Genomic DNA, 21,471 nt, shown 5'->3' on the forward strand with positions numbered 1-21,471 from the left:
GGTGCGCCGTGGCCTTTCGGTCCCCGGCCGAAAGGGAAAGTGATGTCTCTGGAAAAAATCGAACTGTCCGCGCCTCCGGATGTGGAGGAACACGGCGGGGTGGAGATCCTGCGCCTGTTCATCTGCAACGGCGCCCTGACGCTGTCGATGCAGCGCGCTTTCGAGCAACCGGAGATGTGGGGCCGGTTGCTGGCGGAACTCGCCATGCAGGTGGCGCAGGTTTACACCCACGAGACCGCTATGAGCGCCGAGGAGGCGCTCGCCGAACTGCGTGTCGCGCTGGAGTCGGGGCTCGACCGCGTCACCTTCGATCCGCCGCCGATCAATTGACATCAACCTCCGCGCCGCGCATGAAAAAAAAGACTTGCACCGGAACAACGCCATGCCCGTCGTGATCGATCTGCTCAACGCCGACCCGCGCAACAGCGGCGAACGTCCGCGCCATCCCGAAAAGGCGCACCGTCCCGATCAACCCCTGGCGCGCAAGCCCGACTGGATTCGCGTGAAGGCCCCGGGCTCGGCCGGCTGGGCGGAGACCAAGGCGATTGTCAAGGCGAACAAGCTCGTCACGGTCTGCGAGGAGGCCAATTGCCCGAACCAGGGTGAGTGCTGGGACAAGAAGCACGCCACCTTCATGATCATGGGCGAGATCTGCACCCGCGCCTGCGCCTTCTGCAATGTCGCCACGGGGCTTCCCACCGCCCTCGACGCCGAGGAACCCGAGCATATCGGCGAGGCCACGGCCAAGCTCGGCTTGCAGCATGTGGTGGTGACCTCGGTCGACCGCGACGACCTCCCGGACGGCGGCGCCGCGCATTTCGCCGCCACCATCGCCGCCATCCGGCGGTTGAGCCCGAAAACGACGATCGAAGTGCTGACGCCCGACTTTTTGCGCAAGCCCGGCGCGCTCGAAACCGTGGTCGCGGCCAAGCCTGACGTGTTCAACCACAATCTCGAAACCGTGCCCTCGAACTATCTCACCGTGCGGCCGGGCGCGCGCTATTTCCACTCGTTGCGGCTGCTGCAGCGCGTCAAGGAACTGGACCCGGAGATTTTTACGAAGTCCGGCATCATGGTCGGCCTGGGCGAGACCCGCAACGAAGTGCTGCAGCTGATGGACGACATGCGCTCGGCGGAGGTCGACTTCCTCACCATCGGCCAATATTTGCAGCCGACAAAAAAACATTTTCCTGTCAAGGAGTTCGTTACGCCCGAGGCTTTCAAGGCCTACGAAACCGTGGCTTATGCCAAGGGGTTTTCCCTGGTTTCGGCCTCGCCGTTGACCCGCTCCTCGCATCACGCCGGCGACGATTTCGTCAAGCTGCGCGCCAAACGCAGGCAAGAATGCGGGCAGGGAGGGATCGACTGACATGCCATCGTTTCGCACCAGCCATGTCGTCAAGCACACACCGGAGCAGATGTTCGACCTCGTCGCCGATGTCGAATCCTACCCGCAATTCGTCCCGCTCTGCCTCGGCATCAAAATCAAGCGACGCTTTCCCGGTTCCGACGGCACGATGATTTTCGTCTCGGAAATGGAGGTCGGCTACAAGGCGGTGCGCGAAAAGTTCACCAGCCGGGTGGTCTTGAATCGCGGCGCGCATCGCATCGATGTCACCTATGTCGATGGTCCCTTCAGCCATTTGGAGAACCGCTGGACTTTTGCGGATGCCGGGCATGGCGGCTGTCGTGTGGAGTTCTTCATCGCTTACGAGTTCCGCAACCGTATGCTGGCCACGCTGATGGGCGGCATGTTCGACGCCGCGTTCCGGAAATTTTCTTCGGCCTTCGAAGCCCGGGCCGACCAGATTTTTGGCGTCTGATACGATTTCCGAAGGATCAGTTCGGAAATCGTATTCCGCTCGCGCGGAAATCCGCCCTTCGCCTGAAGGATTTCCATGCGATTTCGTTTTCGCGGATCGCGAAGCGATCTTGCGGAAACCGTATGACCTGTTCGTATTGAATCGGCGCCGAAAGATAGTCGAGGGGTAAACGAAGTATTAAGAGCGCCTCTCAAGACGAGGACAGCCAGGAGATGGCCGTCAATGCGTCGGATGCATATTCCGCGCGAGCGGGGCGTGACCTGGAACGAGTTTGGCGTGGTTTTCTTGGCGATTTGGACCGGACTTCCGGCGGATCGTACGATTTCCGAAGGATCAGTTCGGAAATCGTATTCCGCTCGCGTGGAAATCCGCCCTTCGCCTGAAGGATTTCCACGCGATTTCGTTTTCGCGGATCGCGAAGCGATCTTGCGGAAAACCGTATCAGGGAGGCGCCCCATCGCATTCCCTCAAAACGAGACGGCCCCGTCGCCTGGGGCGAGACGGGGCCTTTAATCGCGCTATGACGATTTCCGATAAAAATCAGAAGGTTATGCGGTATGTTCCCGCGTATGTGCAGAAGTGAATTTTCTGATCTGCTACTCCCTTCAGTTTGGCGGCACATCCCCGACGCACGTGAAAATAGCGTACGTCGCGCCCCATCAAGGGCCGGAGGTCGATTGGCTCTGCGGTGGAGTCATGCTCGCGTTCCGTTTCCCAAACACCGGTCGCGCGCTATCGGGCGTCCCGGCTCAGAAGTCTCGACTCGCAAGGGGATTCGGGGCGTTTTAAGTCTCGAAACTGGCCTTGCGGGGAACGATCAGTTTATTGCTCGCCTCGCGGGTTCGTAGCCCTGGGCGTTGACCTCAACTTGAAAGCGGCTCCGCACGTCTTTCAATCGAGGCTGCAATACAATGAATACTGCCACTTTTTTTCACGGCGTCAACTGGAAAATTTCGCGCGCCGCTCACGTTTGAAAAATCGGGTGGAGCGGGGCGCCCCCTCATGGCGTCGCATGCGGCGGCGGCTTATCCTTCGCGCGAATCACCGGGAGAATTCGCTTGAGACGGAAAACGCTCGTCAGTTTTGTCATCGCGCTGGCCGGCCTGCTGATCGGCCAAGCGGCGGAGGCGGCGGCGGCGCGTCGGCTCGATCACGTCTTTGTTCTCGTGCTGGAAAATCGCGGCTTTGACGACGCGATCCTCAACGGCCCCACGCCGTTCCTGCGCGAGCTGGCCGATCGCGCGGGGCTTGCGACCCAATATTTCGGCGTGGCCCATCCGAGCCTGCCCAACTATCTCGCCCTGGTCGGCGGCGACACGTTCGGCATCCGCGACAACCGTCCAAGCTGCTTCGCTTCCGATCTGGTCGCCGGCGCGGCCTGCAATCGCATTGACGGCGACAGTCTCGCCGAACAATTGACGGCGGCCGGGCTGACCCATGCGGTCTACGCCGAAAGCCTTCCGGCGCCCGGCGCCATGGTCGCGGCCGCGCCGTCGCGCGCCGAACCGCTCTATGCGCAAAAGCACAATCCCTTTCCGTTCTTCGCGCCTTTCGCTCAAAACGCCGAGGCGCGCGCCCGGATGAAGCCGCTCGAAGCTTTCGCCGAGGATCTCGAGCGGGACCCGCCCAATTTCGCGCTGATCGTCCCCAACCAGTGTCATGACGGCCACGGCCTTGAAACGTGTCGCGACCTCGACCAATTGGCCCGCGACTATGACGCGATGGCCCGCGACATTTACGCGCGCATCCGCGCGTCAAAAGCGTGGAGCGCGCGCGCCGTGTTCGTGGTGACCTTCGACGAGGGGGCGCGACCGCGCTATCCCAACCCGCCCTCCGAGTTCGCCCGGCGCGCGGCCGGAGCCGACAACCACGTCGCCACCCTCGTCGCCACGCCCTGCGGCGGATCGGTGCAGGAGCCTGCGCGGTTCGACCATTACGCGCTGCTGGCGACGATAGAGGACGGCTTCGCCTTGCCGCGTTTGCGCAAGGCGGCGTCGGCGCCGACGATGGACACGCTGTTCTTTCCCGATTGCGGCGGACCCGCGCGCCGCTGACCGGCTGACGGTTCAGTGAATGCGGTTGACGATGGTTTCAAACGTGTCGTCCAGCTGTACGCCCGTCCTGGAGAGCATTGAGAGGGCGATCACGGCGAGCAGGCAGGCGATCAAAGCGTATTCCACGGCTGACGTCGCCAGATCATCGCTCCAGTATCGCTTCAGCCAGATCGGCATTCCCATGAACTCCCGCAACTCGCCGGTTGTGGTTTCGGCCGGCGGTCGATTTCTAAGCGCAGGAGTGTTTCGTCTTGTATTACGCAACGTAATCAAATTGACCTATTGCGCGGAAGGGGGCGGAACGCCGAAAAAAATAGCGCGGAAGAAACTCCCGCGCCGGATGTTCGCAATGTTGAAACAAGGCGCGCAGCGTGTTGCCAAGCGCCGTTTGTCCTCAGTTCAGGCCGTTGGAGATGGCGGTGAACTTGGCGTTGAGCCTGGTGCCGACGGTGGTCAGCGTGGTGATGGCCACGACGGAGATCAGCGCCGCGATCAGGCCGTATTCGATAGCCGTCGCGCCGGATTCGTCGCGGAGAAACGAAGTCAGCAATTTCATGGTCCTGCCCTTTTCTTAAAAAGCTGGAGCAGCGGCCTGTCATGGCCGCCTTCCGAGTGGGAACGTTAATCGGCAAAAGTTGCCAACAGATTGACGTTACGAAACGACATTGTCCGGACGTGCTGAATTTCGTCCGCAATTGGTCCACCCAGGGAAACGCGCCGCCCTCACGAGTGAACAAGCCGCGCCATGAGGGCGCCGCGCCGGGACTCGAAGGATTATCCGTGCGATCAAATTCGTGGTAACGCTCACGAAAATACGCAAGCGGGGCTCGACGCATGTCGGACAACAAGATCGACGCATTGCTGGCGCTGCACGGCGGCGGCCGGTTTCTGGTGGGCCGCGACCGCATAAAGCTCCTCGAAAAGGTCGCCGAATTCGGCAGCATCGCCAAGGCCGCCAAAGCCACCGGCTTCAGTTACAAGACGGCCTGGGACTCGGTCAACGCGGTGAACAACCTCTTGCCGACGCCAGCGTTCCACACGCGGCCGGGCGGTCGGTCCGGCGGTGGCGCCGAGGTGACGCCCGAGGGCCTGCGGCTGATCGCCACCTTCCACAAGCTTGAGGAAAAGCTGGCGCGCATCACCAACCTGATCGCCGAGGAGGGGCTCGAAGGCCAGGAGGAGGCGCTGCTGTGGACCGTCGGCGCTCGCGTTTCGGCGCGTAACGTGTTCCAGTCGGAAGTGGTGACGGTGCGGCGCTGGCCCGTCGATGTCGAGGTGACCCTGACATTCGGGCTCGATCAGCGGATCCACGCCATCGTCACCAACGAGTCGGCCGACGACCTGCAACTCGCGCCGGAGCGGCGCGCCCTGGCTCTGGTCAAATCCTCGTTCATTCGTTTGAGCGCGCCCGACGGCGCCGAGGGACGAAATTATTTCGTTGGCGAAGTGAAGGAGCGCATCGACGCCGAGCGAAACAGCGAAATTCATCTCGACATAGGCGGCGGCAAGACCCTCACCGTGGTCACGGCGCGCGAAAACGTCGAGGGCTTGAAACTTGAGGTCGGCGGGCGGGCGGCGGCGCAATTCGACGCCAACCATGTGATTCTCGCTGTGAGTTGAGCGGGTTTCTTTACCTCTCGTCCGTATTATCCGTAAAGTTTCGAGCGCCGCCTCCGCTCCGGCGCGAGCTTTCGGATGATGATGACGCGCATGAGCCTGCCGCAACCCTCCTGTCCCAAGCCGGATCTGAACCAGGCGCGCGAAGCGGCGCTCCGACCCGAATTCCATTTCGCCGACCTGCGCGTCGTGGCGGGGCGGGCCGCCGCCGAAGCCGCGCGGGGTCGTGATCACGCCCCGGCACGGGGCCGCGCGATCTCGCAACCGATGATTGTCGGCGCGGCGCTGCTGTTCGACCTCGGCGTGATCCTGGCGTCGGGCGCCCTCACCTATCTGCGCGCGCTGGACGGCGTCGAACCGGACCTGGCCTTGCTCGCCTGGAGCCTCACGCTGACGACGGCGGTCGCGCTGTTCACATTGCGGGCGCGCTGGTCCTACACGATCCGGGCGCTGGCCGACTTTCCGCGCCAGGGCCTCGACCTCGCGCTCGCCCTGGCGCTGGGCCTCGCCATCTGGGACGCCAGTTGCGTGCTGGCCGCCCCCATCGATATGGGTTTCTTGCGCCAGTGGAGCCTGGACTGGTTCGCCTGGGCCTATGGCGCCGCCCTCATCGGGCGCGCCGCGTTCTCGCTGGCCATTCGCGCCTGGACGCGAAGCGGCGCGCTCGCCCGCCGCACGGTGATCGTCGGCGGCGGCGAACAGGCGCTTGAAACCATTCGCCGCCTGGAGCAATCCGGCAGGGGCGCTCTGGACATCCTCGGCGTGTTCGACGATCGCGACCGCACCCGGCTGCCACCCGACATGGCGCGCTATCGCCTGCTCGGCGCGTTCGACGATCTCGAGGATTTTTGCCGCGCCTACAAGGTCGACCTGCTGATCGTCGCCTTCCCGCTGAAGGCCGAGGACCGCATCCTCCACGTCTTGCAAAAGCTGTGGGCGCTGCCGGTGGACGTGCGCATTTCCGCACTCGGGGGAAAACTCCGCCTGCGCGACCGCGCCTACAATTTCATCGGCGACGTGCCGTTCCTGCCCGCTTTCGACAAGCCGATGAATGATTGGGACGTCGCCCTGAAGGCGATCTTCGATCGCTGCGTCGCGGCGATCCTGATCCTTGCGTTGTCGCCCGTGCTGGCGCTGCTGGCGCTCGGCGTGCGCCTGTCCTCGCGCGGACCGATCCTGTTCGTGCAAAAGCGCTACGGGTTCAACAACGAGGAATTCGGCGTCTACAAGTTTCGCTCCATGTACGTCGACCAGTGCGACTATGGCGCGGCGAAGATGGTGACGCGGGGCGATCCGCGCGTCACCCCGTTCGGGGCCTTCATCCGCCGCACCTCGCTCGATGAACTGCCGCAATTGTTCAACGTGCTGCGCGGCGACCTGTCGCTGGTGGGTCCGCGCCCCCATGCGCTGAAGGGGGCGGCCGCGGGACGCGCCTATGAGCAGGTGGTGGACAATTATTTCGCCCGCCACAGGGTCAAGCCGGGCATCACCGGCTGGGCGCAGATCAACGGTTGGCGAGGCGAGACCGACACGTTTGAGAAGATCGAGCAGCGCGTCGCCCACGACCTGCACTATATCGAGAATTGGTCGCTCTGGTTTGACGTCGGCATTTTGTTGAAGACGCCCTGGGTCGTGCTGACGGGCAAGAACGCGTTCTGACGGCGAACCGTTAAGAACAGGGGGCGGCCGGCAGCCTGAGCGTCACCGTCGTCCCAAAGCTCGGCGCGCTGGAAATCGTCAACGCGCCGCCGAAACGTTCGGCGAAATCGCGCGCCATCGAGAGGCCAAGTCCGGTTCCCTTTCCAGGCGGCTTGGTGGTGAAGAAAGGCTCCATGGCGCGCGAAAGCGTCTCCGGGTCCATGCCTGAACCCGAATCGACCACGTCCACCCGCAGATAGTCTCCCGGGGACAGCCCGACGTCCGCATCGTCCATGGTCTGCCGATGCGCGGAAATGATCAGTGCGCCGCCGTGCTCCATCGCGTCGCGGCCGTTGATGGCGAGATTGATGAGCACCGTTTCGAATTCGGCGCGGTCGAGACAAACGCGCGGCAAATCCGCGCCAATCTTCACGGTCAGCTTCGCGCCCTCGCCGAGAGACATCACCAGCAAATCGGAAAGTTCGACCAACAACACGGATGTATCGACCGATTGCGGGCACCTGTCCGATGGGCGCGAAAGCGAGAGCACGCGTCGGACGATCGATGTGCCGCGCGCTGCGGCGAGGGACAGGAGTTTCGAGGTTTTCTCGACAAGCTGTGTGTCGTCCGGCCGCTGACGGATGATTTCGGCGCCCATGATGACGGCCTGAAGGATATTGTTGACGTCGTGAGCGACGCCGCACGCCAGTTCGCCGACTGCGGCCAGCTTTTCCGACTGCGCCAGCCGCGCCACGAGTTGATCCCGCTCGATGACGGCGTCGCCTCCTCCGAACTGAGGATCGGAATTCGCGCGCTTCCTGGACGCCACCTTGCGCATGATGAATTCGTTTCCGACGACTATTCGCAGTTCAGAGGCTTCGGGATGATCTGCAAGCCCGCATCAAGGATGCATGGGCGCGACAATATGACGCACTATCGCCCATCTAAGCCTTTACGGCAAGAAACATTTACGTGCGTTCTTTGCGAGGCCAGTGTCAGCTGTGGCTTTGCTTTGCGCCGCCTCGGACAAAACCGCTGTTTTGGCGCGCTCTTCCCGCTATGGTCGCGGCGAGGAGCGAGCGGTGACCGAGTCGAACACGATCGAAATCTACAGTGATATCCTGGTGGTGCTCGGCGTCGCCGGGATCATCGTGCCCGCCTTGCGCCGTTTCGGGGTGAGCCCGATCCTCAGCTATCTCGGCGCGGGGGCCGTGCTGGGGCCGCTGGGGCTCGGCTCGCAAATCGAGAAATTCCCGTTCCTCTACTGGGTCACGGTGGTCAATCCGGACAGCGTGTCCGGCATCGGCGAACTGGGCGTGGTGTTCCTGCTGTTCCTGATCGGCCTGAAACTTTCGATCAAGCGGCTGTTCACCATGCGCCGGCTGGTGTTCGGTTTAGGCGGGCTCCAGGTGGCGGTCACCGGCGCGGCGCTCACGGGCATCGCCATCGCCCTCGGCCAGCCGCCGGCCGCCGCGACGATTATCGGCCTGAGCCTCGCTTTGTCCTCGACCGCCATCGTGCTCGAAATTTTGGCGGGGCAGGGGCGTCTCACCTCCAATGTCGGGCGCCTGAGTTTTGCCGTCCTGCTCGCCCAGGACCTCGCCGTCGTTCCGATCATCGTGCTGGTGTCGATCCTCGGCAATGGCGCCGGCGACTCCGTCCTGGTCAGCATCGCCACCGCGCTGCTCAAGGCGAGCGTCGCCATCGGCGCCATCGTCCTGTTCGGCCGTTTTTTGCTTCGCCCGATGTTCGAACTGGTGGCGACGGCGGGCTCCACGGAGCTGTTCATCGCCGCCGCCCTATTCGTCATCATCGGCTCGGGGCTGCTCGCCCACCAAGCCGGACTGTCCATGGCGCTCGGCGCCTTCGTCATCGCCCTGATGCTGGCGGAAACGGCCTACGGCAAGGCCATCGAGGCGGCCATCGACCCGTTCAAGGGTTTGTTGCTCGGCGTGTTCTTCTTCACCGTCGGCATGAAGATCGATTTCCGCGAATTTTTACATGAGCCCGGCGTGCTGCTTGGCGCCGTCGCGGGCCTGATCGCGCTGAAGCTGGCGATCTTCGTCGCTCTGGCGAGCTTTTTTCGCGCCAACTGGCGCACGTCGGTCGAAACCGGCGCGCTGCTCGGCCCCGGCGGCGAATTCGCCTTCGTCAGCATCGGCATGGCGTCGGCGCTGAAACTGCTGCCGGGCCCGGTCGCGAGCCTCGCCCTGGCCGCCGCCGCCGTGACCATGGCGCTGACCCCGATCCTGTCGCTGGCGGCGCGACGCCTGAAACCGCCGGCCCCGACCGCCGCCGAGCCGGACCTCACGTTCCGCGCGCAGCCCGGCGACAGGCACGCCATTGTCGTCGGTCATGGTCGTGTCGGAAAAGTGGTGTGTTCGCTGCTGCGGCAGCACGGGGTCGGCTTCGTCGCCATCGACCAGGACGCCACCGGCGTGGCCCGCGACCGGGGCGACGGCCATCTCGTCCATTTCGGCGACGCCTCCGATCCGCGCGTGCTCGACGCCATCGGCTTGCGGCAGGCGACCGGCGTGATCATCACCATCAACGGCCGCAAAACCATCGACCTGATCGTCGAGCGCATCCGCGCCGCGCGCCCCGATGTCATGATCGTGTCCCGCGCCCGCGACGAGGACCACGCGCGCCGGCTCTACGCGGTGGGCGTGACCGACGCGGTGCCGGAAACCATCGAGGCGAGTCTGCAATTGTCGGAAGCGTCGCTGGTGGGCTTGGGGGTGGCGACTGGCCACGCCATCGCCTCGATCCATCAGAGGCGCGACGAATTCCGCCATGCGCTGCAACAGGCGGCGCGCCTCGCCGGCCGCGACGAGAGCCACGCCGTCAAGGCGAAAACGACGTAAACGGGGACGGGATCGAATTGCGCTCGGCGCTCTTCCGGTTGAGGCGAGCGGACGGGCGCAATTCGTTCCTGTCCCCGGCCCACGAGCGCTCGCGCGTCAATTGTCGTCGGCGACCCGCACGATCACGTCCACGCCGACGATGCGCTTGCCCTTCGGCGCCTTCAACTGCAACTGGTGCGTGACGTCCTGCTCCATGTCGAACAGCACGGAGTGGTCCTCGTCGTAATAGTGGCAGTGCGACCCGGTCTTGGTGTCGTACCAGACTTTTGACCCGTAAAGCGCGATCTCGCGCACGAGGCCGGCGTCGGCGAACTGGTGCAGCGTGTTGTAGACGGTGGCGCGCGACAGCGGCATTTTCAGCGCCTGCGCCTCGGCAAAAACCTGTTCCGCGGTGACATGGCGGTCGCCGGCGACGAACAGCAGGCTGGCGATGCTCACCCTCTGCCGCGTCGGACGCAAGTCGACGGCGCGCAATTTTTCGCGGACCAGCCGCGCCAGGGCCCCGTTGACCCAGTCGTAGGTTGGCTTGGCCGGTTTGCCGGGGGTCAAAGTCGATTGCGTCATCATTCCCGCCTCATTCGTGTCACGATTAGCACGGTTTGACGCTCTTAGAAAGACTCTAAGTTTGTCGTAATTGTTCTGAAGCAAGTTAGGCGCCAAATGGAAAGCGCGCGGCGCTGAACGGGCCAGAGCGCTTGACGCCGCGCGCCCTCGGGTCCAAGTATCGCAAAAGCCAAGGGGAGCCCCGGCAGGGGGCTGAGAGGCTGGCAAGGCTCGAAAAACGGGCTGCCCGGCGACCCTCACACCTGATCCAGTTCATGCTGGCGGAGGGATGGCGCTGATCGACTCGAAAAATCCCGAGCCTTTCCGCGCCGAATGTTGCGGGAGGGTTTATGCGCATCAGAGTCATCGGGGCCGGCGCCGCCGGATTGACCGCGGCCTTCGAACTCGTGCGACAGGCGGAAAGCCAAAACCGCGACATCGCCGTTGAAATTGTCGAAAAGGCCGAGGGCCCCGGACGCGGCTGCTCGCATTACGCCGGCGGCATGATCGCGCCCTGGTGCGAGGCCGAATCGACCGAGCCGATCGTCGCGACGCTGGGCGAAGAGGCGCTGAAATTCTGGACCGAAACGTTTCCGGTCGCGGAAAAGCGCGGCAGCCTCGTGGTCGCGCCGAAACGCGACCGTCCCGACCTCCTGCATTTTTCCCGGCGCACCAAAAATTTCGTCACGCTCGACCGCGATGGCGTCGCGGCGCTCGAACCGGACCTGGCGGAAAATTTCGATCTCGCGTTGTATTTCGCGGAAGAGGCCCACCTCGCCCCCCGCGACGCGCTGACCAAACTCGCCGAGCATCTGGCGCAAAAGGCCAACGTGACCATCCACTATGGCGTGGACGCCATGGCGCTGGCCGAAAACTGCGACTGGACGCTCGACTGTCGCGGTTTTTCCGCCAAGCCGGACCTTTCCGGGCTGCGTGGCGTGAAGGGCGAGATGATGATCGTGCGCGCGCCCGACATCAAACTCACGCGGCCCGTGCGCATGGTGCACCCGCGCCACCCCGTCTATCTCGTGCCGCGCCCGGACGGGACGATCATGGTCGGCGCCACCATGTACGAGAACGAGGAGCGCGCCCGGGTGACGGCGGAAAGCCTTGTCGAACTCGTCAATTCCGCCTTCGCGCTGAATCCGGCCTTCGCCCAGGCGGAAGTTTTGGAGACCGGCTCGGACGTGCGTCCGAGTTTTGCCGACAACCTGCCGCGCATCCGCCGCGAGGGTAAAAAGCTGTTCCTCAACGGGCTGTACCGCCACGGCTTTTTGCTGTCGCCGCCCTTGGCGAGCCGCGCGGCGCGCGTCATTCTGGAAGGCGCCCATTTCCCGGAGGTCATGGATGAAAATCGCGGTCAACGGCGAAGCGCTTGAGGCGCAGGCGGGGACGCTCGCCGGTTTGCTGTCGGAACTCGGCTACGAGCCAGCGCTGGTCGCCACGGCGATCAACGAAACTTTTGTCCGCGCCAAAGACCGGGACGCTTGCGCGTTGAAGGAGGGGGATCGCGTGGAAGTGTTGAGCCCCAGGCAGGGAGGGTGAGATGATGATGAACAAAGAGGCGCGCTGGGGCCGCTTCCTTCTCCCCTTGCGGGACAAGGTGGCGCGCCAGCGCCGGATGAGGGGTTCGTCCTCTGCGACCGGCGGGTCCCCCTCATCCGTCTCGGCGCTGTGCGCCGAGCCACCTTCTCCCGCAAGGGGAGAAGGGAGGCCGTCACTTGCGGGAGCGCGCGCATCATGACCGATCCGCTGAATTTTTACGGCGTCACGCTGACCTCCCGCCTGCTCGTCGGCACCTCGCAATACCCATCGCCCGCCATTCTCGCGGAGGCCCTTGAAGCGTCGAAGGCCGAAGTCGTCACGGTCTCGCTGCGCCGCGAGGCCGGGGGCTCCCGCGCCGGCGAAAGTTTTTGGGGCCTGATCCGCGATCTGGGCCTGCGCGTCCTGCCCAACACGGCGGGCTGCCGCAGCGTCAAGGAAGCGGTCACCACCGCCCACATGGCCCGCGAACTTTTTGACACCACCTGGATCAAGCTGGAGGTGATCGGCGACGACGACCTTTTGGCGCCCGACCCCTTCGGCCTCGTCGAAGCCGCGCGCATCCTCTGCGACGACGGGTTTGACGTTTTTCCCTACATGACCGAGGACGTCACCCTGGCCGACCGTCTCGTGGACGCCGGCTGCCGCGTGCTGATGCCCTGGGGCGCGCCGATCGGCTCAGGCCGCGGCCTGAACAACATCTTCGGCCTGCGCGCCCTGCGCGCCCGCTTCCGCGACATCCCCCTTGTCATTGACGCCGGCCTCGGCGCGCCCTCCCAGGCCGCGCAAGCCTTCGAACTCGGCTATGACGCGGTTCTGCTCAACACCGCCATCGCCCGCGCCGGCGACCCCGCCGCCATGGCCCGCGCCTTTGCGCTCGCCTGCGAGGCGGGCCGCGCCGCGTACAAAGCCCTGCCCATCGAGCCGCGCGACATGGCCGAGCCCTCGACCCCCGTGCTGGGACGCGCCTTCACATGACACTCGACCCGTTTTACCTCATCGTCGATCACGTCGGCTGGCTGCGCCGCCTGCTCCCCTGCGGCGTCAAGCTGGCGCAACTCAGGGTCAAGCAAGCCGACGACCTGCGCGAACAGATCGCGGAAGCCCGCGACCTCTGCCAAGCCCACGGGGCGCAACTGATCGTCAACGACCACTGGCGCCTGGCGCTGGAGCTCGGCTGCGACTTTGTCCACCTCGGCCAGGAAGACCTTTCGAATGCCGACCTCCAGGCCATCAAGGCGGGCGGCCTGAAACTCGGCGTCTCCACCCATGACGAGGCCGAACTGCATAAGGCGCTGGCGGTCGAGCCGGATTATGTCGCGCTCGGCCCCATCTTCCCCACGATCCTGAAAAAGATGCCCTGGGCGCCGCAAGGTTTTGATAAAATCGACCTTTGGCGCAACAAAATCGGCGCGCTGCCGCTGGTCGCCATCGGCGGCCTGACGCCGGAGCGGGCGCTCGACTGTTACAAGGCCGGGGCCGATAGCGCGGCTGTCGTCACCGACATCTCGCTGAACCCGGACCCGGAAACGCGCTGCCGGGAATGGATTGCGGCGACCCGCCGCCCCATATCAGCGGCATGAGTCTGCACACCACCACGCTTGAAATCGAAGGCATGACCTGCGGCGCTTGTGTCGCCCATGTCGAAAAGGCGCTGAAAAGCGCGCCGGGCGTGCGCGACGCCCGCGTCAATCTCGCCACCGAGCGCGCGGAACTCGACCTCGCCCCGGACGCCGATCTCGCGGCTGTGGCGCGGCGGGTGGAGGAGGAGGGCTATCCGGCCCGCCGCCAGATTTTTGAAATCGGCGTCGGCGGCATGACCTGCGGGGCGTGTGTCGCCCATGTCGAAAAGGCGCTGAAAAAAATCCCCGGCGTGCTCTCGGCCACGGCCAATCTCGCCAACAACCGGGCGACAGTCGAGGTTTTGGCGGGCGTTGTCGATTACGCCACGCTGGCCGCCGCGATCCGCGCCGAGGATTACGAGCCGAGCCCGGTCGAAAGCGCCGCCCCCCTGGAGAACCGCGAAAAGGAGGCGGCGCGGCTCAAGCGCGATTTTTTCCTCGCGGCGGCCGGCGCGCTTCCGGTGGCGGCGGTGGAAATGGGCGCGCACATGTCTTCCGCCTTTTCCAACGCCCTGCATGCGACGCTCGGCCACGAGGCCCCGATGATGCTGGCGGCGGCGCTGACCACCTTCGTGCTGGCGGGGCCGGGGCGGCGCTTTTTCAAGCTCGGTTTCGGCTCGCTGAGGCGCGGCGCGCCCGACATGAACGCGCTGGTGGCGCTGGGGGCGGGCGCCGCCTACCTCTATTCGCTGCTGGCGACCTTCGCCCCCGGCGCGCTGCCGGAGGGCGCGCGTCACTCCTATTTCGAATCCGCCGCCGCCATTGTCGCCTTCATCCTGCTGGGCCGCTGGCTGGAGGCGCGGGCAAAAGGTCGCGCCGCCCAGGCCATCGCGGCGCTCGGCGCCTTGCAGCCGAAAATCGCCCATGTCCGCCGGGGCGCCGGCCCGGTCGATCTGCCGGTCGACGAAGTGCGCGTCGGCGATCTCGTCGAGATCAGGCCGGGCGAGCCGATTCCGGTCGATGGCGTGGTGGTCGAAGGCGCGAGCCATGTCGACGAAGCCCTGATGACCGGCGAGAGCCTGCCTGTGGCGAAAAAGCCCGGCGATCCCCTCATCGGCGGCGCGGTCAATGCAGCCGGATTCCTGCTGATGCGCACGGAAAAAGTCGGCGCGGGCACGGCGCTGGCGGGCATAATAAGGCTTGTGGAGGGCGCGCAGGGCGCCAAACTGCCGATCCAAGCGCTGGCCGACAAGGTCACGGCCATTTTCGTTCCCGTGGTGCTGGTCATCGCCGCCCTCACTTTTGCGCTCTGGATGTTTTTGGGACCACAGCCGGCGTTGGCGCTGGCGCTGGTCAATGCCGTCAGCGTGCTGATCATCGCCTGTCCCTGCGCCATGGGGCTGGCCACCCCCGCCGCGCTGATGACCGGCACGGGGCGCGGCGCGCAACTCGGTATTTTGTTTCGGCGCGGCGACGCGCTGCAAACGCTCGCGGGCGTCAAAACCCTGGCCTTCGACAAGACCGGCACGCTGACGCTGGGCCAGCCGCAGCTCACCACTCTGCGCGCCGAGGGCCTCCCCGAGGATGAGGCTTTGGCGCTGGCGGCGGCGGTCGAAGCCCGATCGGAGCATCCGCTCGCCCGCGCGCTGGTCGAGGCGGCGCTGGCGCGAGGGTTGTCCATGCCGCCGGTCGAGGATTTCGCCTATCAGCCGGGGCTCGGCGTGAGCGGCGTGGTCGGCGGCAAGACGGTCGCGGTCGGCTCCGGCGAGCTGATGGCGTCGTTGTCCGCGCATTCCGCCGCGCTTGAAGCCGAAGCCGAATTTTTGAGCGGGCAGGGGGCGAGCTGCTTTTTCCTCGCGGTCGACGGCCGTGCGGCCGCCGTTTTCGCCGTTTCCGATCCGCTGCGCCCCACGTCGGCGGAGGCGGTGGCGGCGCTGAAAAAGCTGGGGGTCGATGTCGCCATGCTCACCGGCGACCGCGCCGCCACGGCGCAATCCATTGCCGCGCAAGCGGGGGTGAGCGAAGTTTTTGCGGGACTGAAACCCGAGGGCAAGGTCGAGGTCTTGCAAAAACTCGGCCTGCGCGGCCCCGTCGCCTTCGCCGGCGATGGGGTCAATGACGCGCCGGCGCTGGCGGCGGCCGACGTCGGCCTCGCCATGGGCGCGGGCTCGGAAATCGCGCGCGCCAGCGCCGAAGTGGTCCTGGTCGGCTCCGACCCCCTCAAGGCGGCGCAAGCTGTGGCGCTGTCCCGCGCGACGCTGAGGAACATCAAGCAGAACCTGTTCTGGGCCTTCGGCTACAATGTGGTCTTGATTCCCGTGGCGATGGGCGCGCTCTATCCCGTGAACGGAACGCTTCTCAACCCGGCGTTGGGCGCGGCGGCCATGGCCTGTTCGAGCCTGTTCGTCCTCGCCAACGCGCTGCGCCTGAGGACATTCGCCTCGTGACGGCGGGGTGAAGTTTTGGTTAATATAAGATTACGCTTGACGTGAGCGGTTCGGGTTTGTTCTGCAAAAATGACGCCAGGACTACAGAGGAAGCGAGTTATCAGACTTATCCACAGGCTGGGGTTGATGTATATTCTCTAAATGTTCTTTTGAGATGCTGCGGTGTGATGACGAAAACGGGCGGAGGCAGGGACCATGAGTGAGTCGACGATTCTCCATGTCGAAGGCATGAGCTGCGGCAAATGCGCGGCGCGGGTCACCAAGGCGATCCAGACGCAGGCGCCGGAGGCGCAGGTGCAGGTCGAACTGGAGACCAAGCGGGTGACGGTCGCTCCAGCCGTCGCCGACCCGCAGGCGCTGGCGCAAGCCGTCACCGAGGCCGGCTATCCCGCGCGTCAGGCGTAGCGCGAATCTCCAATTCGAACGCCAGCGTCGAGGCGACGCCATCCCCATAAAACCCGCCCTCGACGGGCATGGTCGCCAACTGGTCCGCACCGGCGCACAGCGCGACATGCCCGTCGGAGACGACGAGCCCGTGGGTCGGATCGTAACCCCGCCACCCCGCGCCGGGCAGCAAAACCTCCGGCCACGCATGGAGATGCCGCTTGCCGTCGGGCGTTTCCGCGTGCGCCTGGTAGCCGCTGACGAAGCGGGCCGAAAAACCGATGCTGCGGGAGGCGGCCATGAACAGCAGGGTGAGGTCGCGGCACGCGCCTTTTCGGCGCAACAACGTGTCTTCGGGGTCCTGCGCATAGCCGGCGTCGCGGATGCGCCGCTCGGTGCGGGAAAACAGGTCGCGGTTGAGCGCGTCGAGGAAGAGAAGCGCATCACCCCCGCTGCGTTCGAAAAGGTCGGCGGCATAGGCGCGCACCTTTTGGCCAGGATCGAACCCCGCCGTTTCACGCCAGGGCAGGGCCGCAGCCTTAAGGGGGGGTGGCGCGCACGTCTCCAGCTCAAAAAAGCTTTCGATCAGCAGCCGGTCGGCAAGACCTTCAAATTCGACCCTCGTGGAGCGGTTGCCGTCGCGATCGACCTCGGCAGCGCGAAAAACCGGCTTCGGCTCGATGAGCAGGGTTTCGGAGCGTATCGTCACATCGATAGCGCGCGGATGCAGCCGCAAGACATGCCCGCCCAGCCGCACCGGCGCCGAATAGGTGTAGAGCGTGCGGTGGCGGACGGAAAACAGCATGTTGTTTCCCGCTCTAAGCCCCGCCGCGCCGCATCAACAAAGTCGCCCAGCCGTCGATGTGCCGGCGTTTGGCGATAAAAAACCCTTGCGCCGCCCAGGCCGAGGCGACGCCGGGCACGTCGCGCACCAGCATGCCCGACAGCACCACATCGGCGCCCGGCGCGGCCAGAGTGGACAGGCTCGGCGCCAAGACCCGCAGCGGCTTCGCCAGAATATTGGCGAAGATCAGGTCATAGGCGCCCGGACGCCAAAGCGCGGGATGCGCGGCGCCGCGCGCCTGCACGGGACGCAGATAGGGGCCCGCATGGTTGAGCACGGCATTGGCGCGCGCCGCCGCGACGGCTTGGGCGTCGATATCGCCCGCCGCCACGTTTTGCCGCAAGGCGCGGGCGGCGGCCAGCGCCAGAACCCCGGTGCCGCATCCCACATCCAGAATTTCTTGCGGCCGCCGGCATTTCAAAATGTCGTCGAGAAACAGCAGGCAGCCCCGCGTCGTGCCGTGATGGCCGGTGCCGAACGCCAGCGCCGCCTCGATCTCCAGCCCGATGTCGTTCGCCTTGACCCGCTCGCGGTCATGCGAGCCGTGAACGAGAAACCGCCCGGCGCGAACGGCGGACAGGCCTTCGAGCGAAGACGCCACCCAGTCTTTTTGCGAGACGCGGCCAAAGGTGATTTGCGCGGCCAGTTCCGCGCCGACGACGATCGCGGCGAGTTCGCGCAGGTTTTCCTCGTCGGGCTCATGGCCGAAATAGACCTCGACCACCCAGGGCGTCGCCGCCCAGCTTTCGGTCGACGCTTTTTCCTCGAAAGCGGCGGCCGCCGTTTCGGCAGGGTCAAACGTTTCGACGACGAGGTCGGCGAGGGCGCGGGCTTGCGCCTCGGCGCAGCGCAGGCGCATGACATGCGCGGCGTTGTTGGGGGGGAGACCTTCCAGCATGGCGCGGCTGTAGCATGCCGGCCCCGCCAAGTCGATCTTGCGCGCGATGCAGGTGCGGTGAGACAAGGGGCGGGGAGGGTTTTATGCGCCGAATCGTTGTCCTCGCGTTGTTGCTCGCAACCTCGCCGGCCTGGGCCGACGCGCCCACGCCGCCCCCCGCCGACCTGCGCCCGATGCAGCGCTATGGCGCGGACCATCCGGACTGCCTCGGCTGGACCAACGGCTGCACGATCTGCACGCCAAAAGCCTGCTCGACGCCGGGAATCGCCTGCACGCCGCGCGAGACGGTCTGCGAAGCCGAAAAACCCGTTGAGCCGCCGCCGGTTGCGCCGCCTGAGCAAAAGCCCTAAAGCTGGCGCGCCAGTCGGCCGGACAGCCGCCGTCGAAAGATGGAGGAAAGTCCGGGCTCCACGGAGAAACGGCGCCGGATAACGTCCGGCGGGGGCGACCCCAGGGAAAGCGCCACAGAAAGCAAACCGCTTTTCGCCAAGGATTCTCCTTGGCTAGGAGTAAGGGTGAAAGGGTGCGGTAAGAGCGCACCGCGTTGGCGGTAACGTCGGCGGCACGGCAAGCCCCGCCGGGAGCAAAACCGAATAGGGACGACAGGAGCAATCCACCCCTTCTCCGGGGCGTCGTCCGGGTTGGTTGCACGAGGCCTCCAGCAATGGAGGTCCCAGATGAATGGCTGTCACGCGCCGCAAGGCGCCATACAGAACCCGGCTTACAGGCCGACTGGCGCTCCATTCTCCTTATGTTATGCTGCCGCCTCCATCGGGAGGTCCGTCATGAAACGGCGGCTTTGGGCGGCGTTTTCAGCGGTGTTGTTTTTTGTCGCCGCGGCCCGCGCCGAAGATTTCGGCGAGCGTCTGAGGGCGCTGGAGCCTGTGATCGGCCATTACCCCGCCGAGATCAGCGATAGCAACGCCGCCGAGGTGAAGGCGCGTTACGAGGCGCTCAAGACCGATCTCGACCAGGGCCTCGCCCAAAACCCCGGCGACGAAAAGTTTTTGGCGCAACGCGGTTACCTTCAGGCCATGGGCCACAACGCCGACTATTCCGGCGCCTGGGAGGGGGCCACAACAGACCTGACCGCCGCGCTCGAAAAGGACCCCAACGACGTGTTCGCCATTTTGGCGCTGGCGAATTTGTGGGTGAACAGCCGTCCCGACCTTGCGGGCCGCGCGGAACTGCTGTTTCGCGCGGCGCAGTGCAATCGGGGCGACAAGCCGCTGGAGGAGGCGCAGCGCGGCCTGTTCTTCGCCTTCTATTACCAGGGCAAATTCAACGACGCCTGGCGGCAGGCGCGCTATCTCACGCAGACCTGGCCGGAGGTCAAAAACTACGCGCAATTCGTCGAGATCGGCGCCAAGGCCGCCCACAAGAAGGGTGGAGAAAAGCCTTCTCGCGTCGCGATGACGACGTGCAAGGCGCATTGACCGCGACGAGGGGGACTGGATCGCATTGCGCGGAGCAGGCTTCCGGCGTTCGCGACGCGCCGGGGGCGCAATTCGTTCCTGTCCCCGATTCTCGCCTCGCCGCGCCCTGACGTTCCGCAACCCTCTGATCCCGAACCCTCTTCCCCTCTCAACAAAGTCTTAACGCTAAGAATGCTTTAATGGGCTCAAGACCCGCGATCCGGTCCTTTGACGCCCAGACATGACGCATGTTAGTCCGCCCGCACACCCCCAAATGGCGCCGAGTCCGGCTTCGGCGGCGTGTTTCGCGCGCCCGCGCCACAAAATCTCAGGTTTTCATGCCTTTCCTTTCCACAAAAGCCTCGCCATGAGCGACGCGCGCCACATTCCCGTGCTGCTCGCCGAAGTGCTTGACGCGCTCGACGTCGCGCCCGGCAAGACATTCATCGACGGCACTTTTGGCGCCGGCGGCTACACGCGCGCGATTCTCGAACGCGGCGGCGAAGTTCTGGCGCTCGACCGCGACCCCACCGCCATCGCCGCAGGCCAAAGGCTCGTGGCCGAGGCGCAGGGCCGTCTGAAATTGGTGGAAACCCGGTTCTCCCAGATGGAGCAGGCGGCGGCCGGCGAAAAATTCGACGGGATCGCCTTGGATATCGGCGTGTCCTCCATGCAGTTCGACGAGGCCGAACGCGGCTTCTCGTTCCGCTTCGACGGCCCCTTGGATATGCGTATGTCGCGCGCCGGCCGCAGCGCCGCCGATCTCGTCAACGAACTGGAAGAGACGGATTTGGCCAATCTGATCTATCTCTATGGCGAAGAGCATGGCTCGCGCCGCGTCGCCCGATTCATCTGCCAGGCGCGGCAGGAGGCGCCGATCCTCACCACCTTGCGCCTGGCTCAGATCGTGGCCAAGGCCATTCCGGCGCGGCCGCAGGACATCCATCCCGCCACCAAAACCTTTCAGGCGCTGCGAATCGCCGTGAACGCGGAACTGGACGAACTGTCCCAGGCGCTTGAGGCGTCGGAACGGGTCTTGAAACCCGGCGGCCGCCTGGCGATCGTCACCTTCCATTCCTTGGAAGACCGCATCGTGAAAAAATTCTTCGCGGAGCGCAGCGGGCGCGGGCGCGCCGCCTCGCGGTTGCTGCCGGGCGAGGTCGCCCCGCCCGAACCCACGTTCACGCTTCGCCCGCCCCAGCCCGTCGCCGCCAGCGACGCGGAGGCGCGGAAGAATCCGCGCGCCCGCTCGGCGAAGCTGCGCTGGGCGGAAAAACTCCCAAGCCCGGCCGAGGAGAAATAAATGTTTCGCATCCTCAATATCGTGGCTGTGCTGGTGCTGGTGGGCTCGGCGGTCTACGCCTATGAGATCAAATATGCGGCGCTCTATCAGGCGGAGCAGCTCGCCAAGGCCAAGCGCGACCTCGCGCGCGAAACGGATCGCGTCACCATGCTCAAGGCCGAATGGGCGCAGCTCGACAGCCCCGGCCGCATGGAAACCCTGGCGGGCAAATATCTCGGCGGCCAGAAGCTGCACCTGAACCAGATCGTCACCGCCAGCGCCGTGCCCGAAAAGGCGTCGCGCGGCGACGAGATCGCCGCCAAGCTGAGCGACCTCGGGCTGGGCGCGCCGACCAGAACCCCGTCCGGCGACGGCGGCGCCTCGGCGACCCCAGCCAAGCCGTCCGCTAAACCCGCCGCCAAACCCGCCGCCAGTCCGGCCAAGCCGGCCGCCAGCGCCGCGAAGCCGTCCGTCAGCCCGGCCAAGCCCGCGGCCAGCCCCGCCAAGCCGGCGGCCAGCCCCGCCAAGCCGGCGAAAGTCGTGAAAGCGGAGAGATGA

23 protein-coding genes, 1 other RNA gene and 1 riboswitch are annotated in these 21,471 nt (G+C 65.3%); of the genes, 18 read left to right on the top strand and 6 right to left on the bottom strand.

Going from position 1 to position 21,471, the window contains the following annotated elements; all coding sequences use genetic code 11:
- Positions 1–42: 42 nt before the first annotated feature.
- The 4 genes from GJ654_RS04795 to GJ654_RS04810 all read left to right on the top strand — a co-directional run bounded on the left by GJ654_RS04795 (position 43) and on the right by GJ654_RS04810 (position 3,877).
- Positions 43–330 (top strand): DUF5076 domain-containing protein, encoded by a 288-nt coding sequence (locus GJ654_RS04795; protein ID WP_155444975.1) that lies wholly within the window; start codon positions 43–45, stop codon positions 328–330.
- Positions 331–382: 52 nt separating this feature from the next.
- Positions 383–1,369, top strand: coding sequence for a lipoyl synthase (gene lipA, locus GJ654_RS04800; protein WP_155444976.1), 987 nt, complete (start codon positions 383–385; stop codon positions 1,367–1,369).
- A gap of 1 nt (position 1,370) precedes the next feature.
- The gene (locus tag GJ654_RS04805; RefSeq protein WP_155444977.1) at positions 1,371–1,823 is read left to right on the top strand and encodes a type II toxin-antitoxin system RatA family toxin; all 453 of its coding nucleotides are present in this window, start codon (positions 1,371–1,373) and stop codon (positions 1,821–1,823) included.
- Between the two features lie 1,058 nt (positions 1,824–2,881).
- Positions 2,882–3,877 (top strand): alkaline phosphatase family protein, encoded by a 996-nt coding sequence (locus GJ654_RS04810; RefSeq protein ID WP_155444978.1) that lies wholly within the window; start codon positions 2,882–2,884, stop codon positions 3,875–3,877.
- Between the two features lie 12 nt (positions 3,878–3,889).
- Here the strand turns inward: GJ654_RS04810 and GJ654_RS04815 are convergent, their stop codons facing one another.
- Positions 3,890–4,054, bottom strand: coding sequence for a Flp family type IVb pilin (locus GJ654_RS04815; protein ID WP_196305437.1), 165 nt, complete (start codon positions 4,052–4,054; stop codon positions 3,890–3,892).
- A 217-nt stretch (positions 4,055–4,271) separates the two neighbouring features.
- Positions 4,272–4,433 carry a Flp family type IVb pilin gene (locus GJ654_RS04820; RefSeq protein ID WP_155444980.1) on the bottom strand — a complete coding sequence of 54 codons (162 nt, stop codon included), beginning with the start codon at positions 4,431–4,433 and terminating at the stop codon, positions 4,272–4,274.
- A gap of 278 nt (positions 4,434–4,711) precedes the next feature.
- Between GJ654_RS04820 and GJ654_RS04825 the strand changes: the two genes are divergently transcribed.
- Both GJ654_RS04825 and GJ654_RS04830 read left to right on the top strand, forming a co-directional pair.
- Positions 4,712–5,497 (top strand): TOBE domain-containing protein, encoded by a 786-nt coding sequence (locus tag GJ654_RS04825; protein WP_155444981.1) that lies wholly within the window; start codon positions 4,712–4,714, stop codon positions 5,495–5,497.
- A 75-nt stretch (positions 5,498–5,572) separates the two neighbouring features.
- On the top strand, positions 5,573–7,153 hold the full coding sequence (locus GJ654_RS04830) for an undecaprenyl-phosphate glucose phosphotransferase (protein ID WP_246664606.1): 1,581 nt from the start codon (positions 5,573–5,575) through the stop codon (positions 7,151–7,153).
- Positions 7,154–7,163: 10 nt separating this feature from the next.
- On the opposite strand, the gene GJ654_RS04835 is transcribed toward GJ654_RS04830, so the two are convergent.
- Positions 7,164–7,970 (bottom strand): sensor histidine kinase, encoded by an 807-nt coding sequence (locus GJ654_RS04835; protein ID WP_155444982.1) that lies wholly within the window; start codon positions 7,968–7,970, stop codon positions 7,164–7,166.
- Positions 7,971–8,214: 244 nt separating this feature from the next.
- Here GJ654_RS04835 and GJ654_RS04840 point away from each other — a divergent pair, with 244 nt between their 5' ends.
- Positions 8,215–9,996 (top strand): cation:proton antiporter, encoded by a 1,782-nt coding sequence (locus tag GJ654_RS04840; protein WP_264586127.1) that lies wholly within the window; start codon positions 8,215–8,217, stop codon positions 9,994–9,996.
- A gap of 96 nt (positions 9,997–10,092) precedes the next feature.
- Here GJ654_RS04840 and irrA read toward each other — a convergent pair whose 3' ends face one another.
- A complete protein-coding gene (gene irrA, locus GJ654_RS04845; protein ID WP_155444983.1) occupies positions 10,093–10,560 on the bottom strand; it encodes an iron response transcriptional regulator IrrA in 468 nt (155 codons plus the stop codon).
- A gap of 162 nt (positions 10,561–10,722) precedes the next feature.
- A riboswitch (TPP riboswitch) is annotated at positions 10,723–10,846 on the top strand.
- Between the two features lie 43 nt (positions 10,847–10,889).
- Between irrA and GJ654_RS04850 the strand changes: the two genes are divergently transcribed.
- The 6 genes from GJ654_RS04850 (at position 10,890) to GJ654_RS04875 (ending at position 16,495) form a co-directional block, all read left to right on the top strand.
- Positions 10,890–11,918, top strand: a complete 1,029-nt coding sequence (locus tag GJ654_RS04850) for an FAD-dependent oxidoreductase (RefSeq protein ID WP_155444984.1) — start codon at positions 10,890–10,892, stop codon at positions 11,916–11,918.
- Positions 11,887–12,084 (top strand): sulfur carrier protein ThiS, encoded by a 198-nt coding sequence (gene thiS, locus GJ654_RS04855; RefSeq protein WP_155444985.1) that lies wholly within the window; start codon positions 11,887–11,889, stop codon positions 12,082–12,084. Before GJ654_RS04850 ends, thiS begins: the two co-directional genes overlap by 32 nt.
- A gap of 195 nt (positions 12,085–12,279) precedes the next feature.
- Positions 12,280–13,059, top strand: a complete 780-nt coding sequence (locus GJ654_RS04860) for a thiazole synthase (protein WP_155444986.1) — start codon at positions 12,280–12,282, stop codon at positions 13,057–13,059.
- Positions 13,056–13,664, top strand: coding sequence for a thiamine phosphate synthase (locus GJ654_RS04865; RefSeq protein ID WP_155444987.1), 609 nt, complete (start codon positions 13,056–13,058; stop codon positions 13,662–13,664). The genes GJ654_RS04860 and GJ654_RS04865 overlap by 4 nt, the downstream gene beginning before the upstream one ends.
- A complete protein-coding gene (locus tag GJ654_RS04870; protein WP_155444988.1) occupies positions 13,661–16,090 on the top strand; it encodes a heavy metal translocating P-type ATPase in 2,430 nt (809 codons plus the stop codon). The genes GJ654_RS04865 and GJ654_RS04870 overlap by 4 nt, the downstream gene beginning before the upstream one ends.
- Before the next feature lie 195 nt (positions 16,091–16,285).
- Positions 16,286–16,495 carry a heavy-metal-associated domain-containing protein gene (locus GJ654_RS04875; protein ID WP_155444989.1) on the top strand — a complete coding sequence of 70 codons (210 nt, stop codon included), beginning with the start codon at positions 16,286–16,288 and terminating at the stop codon, positions 16,493–16,495.
- On the opposite strand, the gene GJ654_RS04880 is transcribed toward GJ654_RS04875, so the two are convergent.
- On the bottom strand, positions 16,461–17,279 hold the full coding sequence (locus tag GJ654_RS04880) for a transglutaminase family protein (protein ID WP_155444990.1): 819 nt from the start codon (positions 17,277–17,279) through the stop codon (positions 16,461–16,463). The genes GJ654_RS04875 and GJ654_RS04880 overlap by 35 nt on opposite strands.
- 13 nt (positions 17,280–17,292) lie before the next feature.
- The gene (locus GJ654_RS04885; protein WP_155445271.1) at positions 17,293–18,216 is read right to left on the bottom strand and encodes a 50S ribosomal protein L11 methyltransferase; all 924 of its coding nucleotides are present in this window, start codon (positions 18,214–18,216) and stop codon (positions 17,293–17,295) included.
- Positions 18,217–18,299: 83 nt separating this feature from the next.
- Between GJ654_RS04885 and GJ654_RS04890 the strand changes: the two genes are divergently transcribed.
- From GJ654_RS04890 to ftsL, 5 genes are all read left to right on the top strand, one after another.
- The gene (locus tag GJ654_RS04890) at positions 18,300–18,566 is read left to right on the top strand and encodes a hypothetical protein (RefSeq protein ID WP_155444991.1); all 267 of its coding nucleotides are present in this window, start codon (positions 18,300–18,302) and stop codon (positions 18,564–18,566) included.
- 10 nt (positions 18,567–18,576) lie between these two features.
- Positions 18,577–18,956, top strand: an RNA gene (gene rnpB, locus GJ654_RS04895) — RNase P RNA component class A.
- Between the two features lie 45 nt (positions 18,957–19,001).
- Complete coding sequence (locus tag GJ654_RS04900) at positions 19,002–19,652, top strand: hypothetical protein (RefSeq protein ID WP_155444992.1); 651 nt, start codon at positions 19,002–19,004, stop codon at positions 19,650–19,652.
- Between the two features lie 346 nt (positions 19,653–19,998).
- On the top strand, positions 19,999–20,934 hold the full coding sequence (gene rsmH / locus GJ654_RS04905; RefSeq protein WP_155444993.1) for a 16S rRNA (cytosine(1402)-N(4))-methyltransferase RsmH: 936 nt from the start codon (positions 19,999–20,001) through the stop codon (positions 20,932–20,934).
- Positions 20,935–21,471 (top strand): cell division protein FtsL, encoded by a 537-nt coding sequence (ftsL, locus tag GJ654_RS04910; RefSeq protein ID WP_155444994.1) that lies wholly within the window; start codon positions 20,935–20,937, stop codon positions 21,469–21,471. It abuts the gene before it with no gap.

The organism is Rhodoblastus acidophilus, assembly GCF_009720655.1.
Taxonomy (GTDB): Bacteria; Pseudomonadota; Alphaproteobacteria; order Rhizobiales; family Beijerinckiaceae; genus Rhodoblastus; species Rhodoblastus acidophilus_A.

Bases quoted from the DNA above. Each gene is read 5' to 3' on its own strand.
- GJ654_RS04890 (WP_155444991.1), top strand. From the start codon at position 18,300: ATGCGCCGAATCGTTGTCCTCGCGTTGTTGCTCGCAACCTCGCCGGCC.
- GJ654_RS04835 (WP_155444982.1), bottom strand. From the start codon at position 7,970: ATGCGCAAGGTGGCGTCCAGGAAGCGCGCGAATTCCGATCCTCAGTTC.
- rsmH (WP_155444993.1), top strand. From the start codon at position 19,999: ATGAGCGACGCGCGCCACATTCCCGTGCTGCTCGCCGAAGTGCTTGAC.
- GJ654_RS04875 (WP_155444989.1), top strand. From the start codon at position 16,286: ATGAGTGAGTCGACGATTCTCCATGTCGAAGGCATGAGCTGCGGCAAA.
- irrA (WP_155444983.1), bottom strand. From the start codon at position 10,560: ATGACGCAATCGACTTTGACCCCCGGCAAACCGGCCAAGCCAACCTAC.
- GJ654_RS04900 (WP_155444992.1), top strand. From the start codon at position 19,002: ATGAAACGGCGGCTTTGGGCGGCGTTTTCAGCGGTGTTGTTTTTTGTC.
- lipA (WP_155444976.1), top strand. From the start codon at position 383: ATGCCCGTCGTGATCGATCTGCTCAACGCCGACCCGCGCAACAGCGGC.
- GJ654_RS04805 (WP_155444977.1), top strand. From the start codon at position 1,371: ATGCCATCGTTTCGCACCAGCCATGTCGTCAAGCACACACCGGAGCAG.
- thiS (WP_155444985.1), top strand. From the start codon at position 11,887: ATGAAAATCGCGGTCAACGGCGAAGCGCTTGAGGCGCAGGCGGGGACG.
- GJ654_RS04885 (WP_155445271.1), bottom strand. From the start codon at position 18,216: ATGCTGGAAGGTCTCCCCCCCAACAACGCCGCGCATGTCATGCGCCTG.
- GJ654_RS04795 (WP_155444975.1), top strand. From the start codon at position 43: ATGTCTCTGGAAAAAATCGAACTGTCCGCGCCTCCGGATGTGGAGGAA.
- GJ654_RS04880 (WP_155444990.1), bottom strand. From the start codon at position 17,279: ATGCTGTTTTCCGTCCGCCACCGCACGCTCTACACCTATTCGGCGCCG.
- GJ654_RS04815 (WP_196305437.1), bottom strand. From the start codon at position 4,054: ATGCCGATCTGGCTGAAGCGATACTGGAGCGATGATCTGGCGACGTCA.
- GJ654_RS04850 (WP_155444984.1), top strand. From the start codon at position 10,890: ATGCGCATCAGAGTCATCGGGGCCGGCGCCGCCGGATTGACCGCGGCC.
- GJ654_RS04820 (WP_155444980.1), bottom strand. From the start codon at position 4,433: ATGAAATTGCTGACTTCGTTTCTCCGCGACGAATCCGGCGCGACGGCT.
- GJ654_RS04825 (WP_155444981.1), top strand. From the start codon at position 4,712: ATGTCGGACAACAAGATCGACGCATTGCTGGCGCTGCACGGCGGCGGC.
- GJ654_RS04830 (WP_246664606.1), top strand. From the start codon at position 5,573: ATGATGATGACGCGCATGAGCCTGCCGCAACCCTCCTGTCCCAAGCCG.
- GJ654_RS04870 (WP_155444988.1), top strand. From the start codon at position 13,661: ATGAGTCTGCACACCACCACGCTTGAAATCGAAGGCATGACCTGCGGC.
- ftsL (WP_155444994.1), top strand. From the start codon at position 20,935: ATGTTTCGCATCCTCAATATCGTGGCTGTGCTGGTGCTGGTGGGCTCG.
- GJ654_RS04860 (WP_155444986.1), top strand. From the start codon at position 12,280: ATGACCGATCCGCTGAATTTTTACGGCGTCACGCTGACCTCCCGCCTG.
- GJ654_RS04865 (WP_155444987.1), top strand. From the start codon at position 13,056: ATGACACTCGACCCGTTTTACCTCATCGTCGATCACGTCGGCTGGCTG.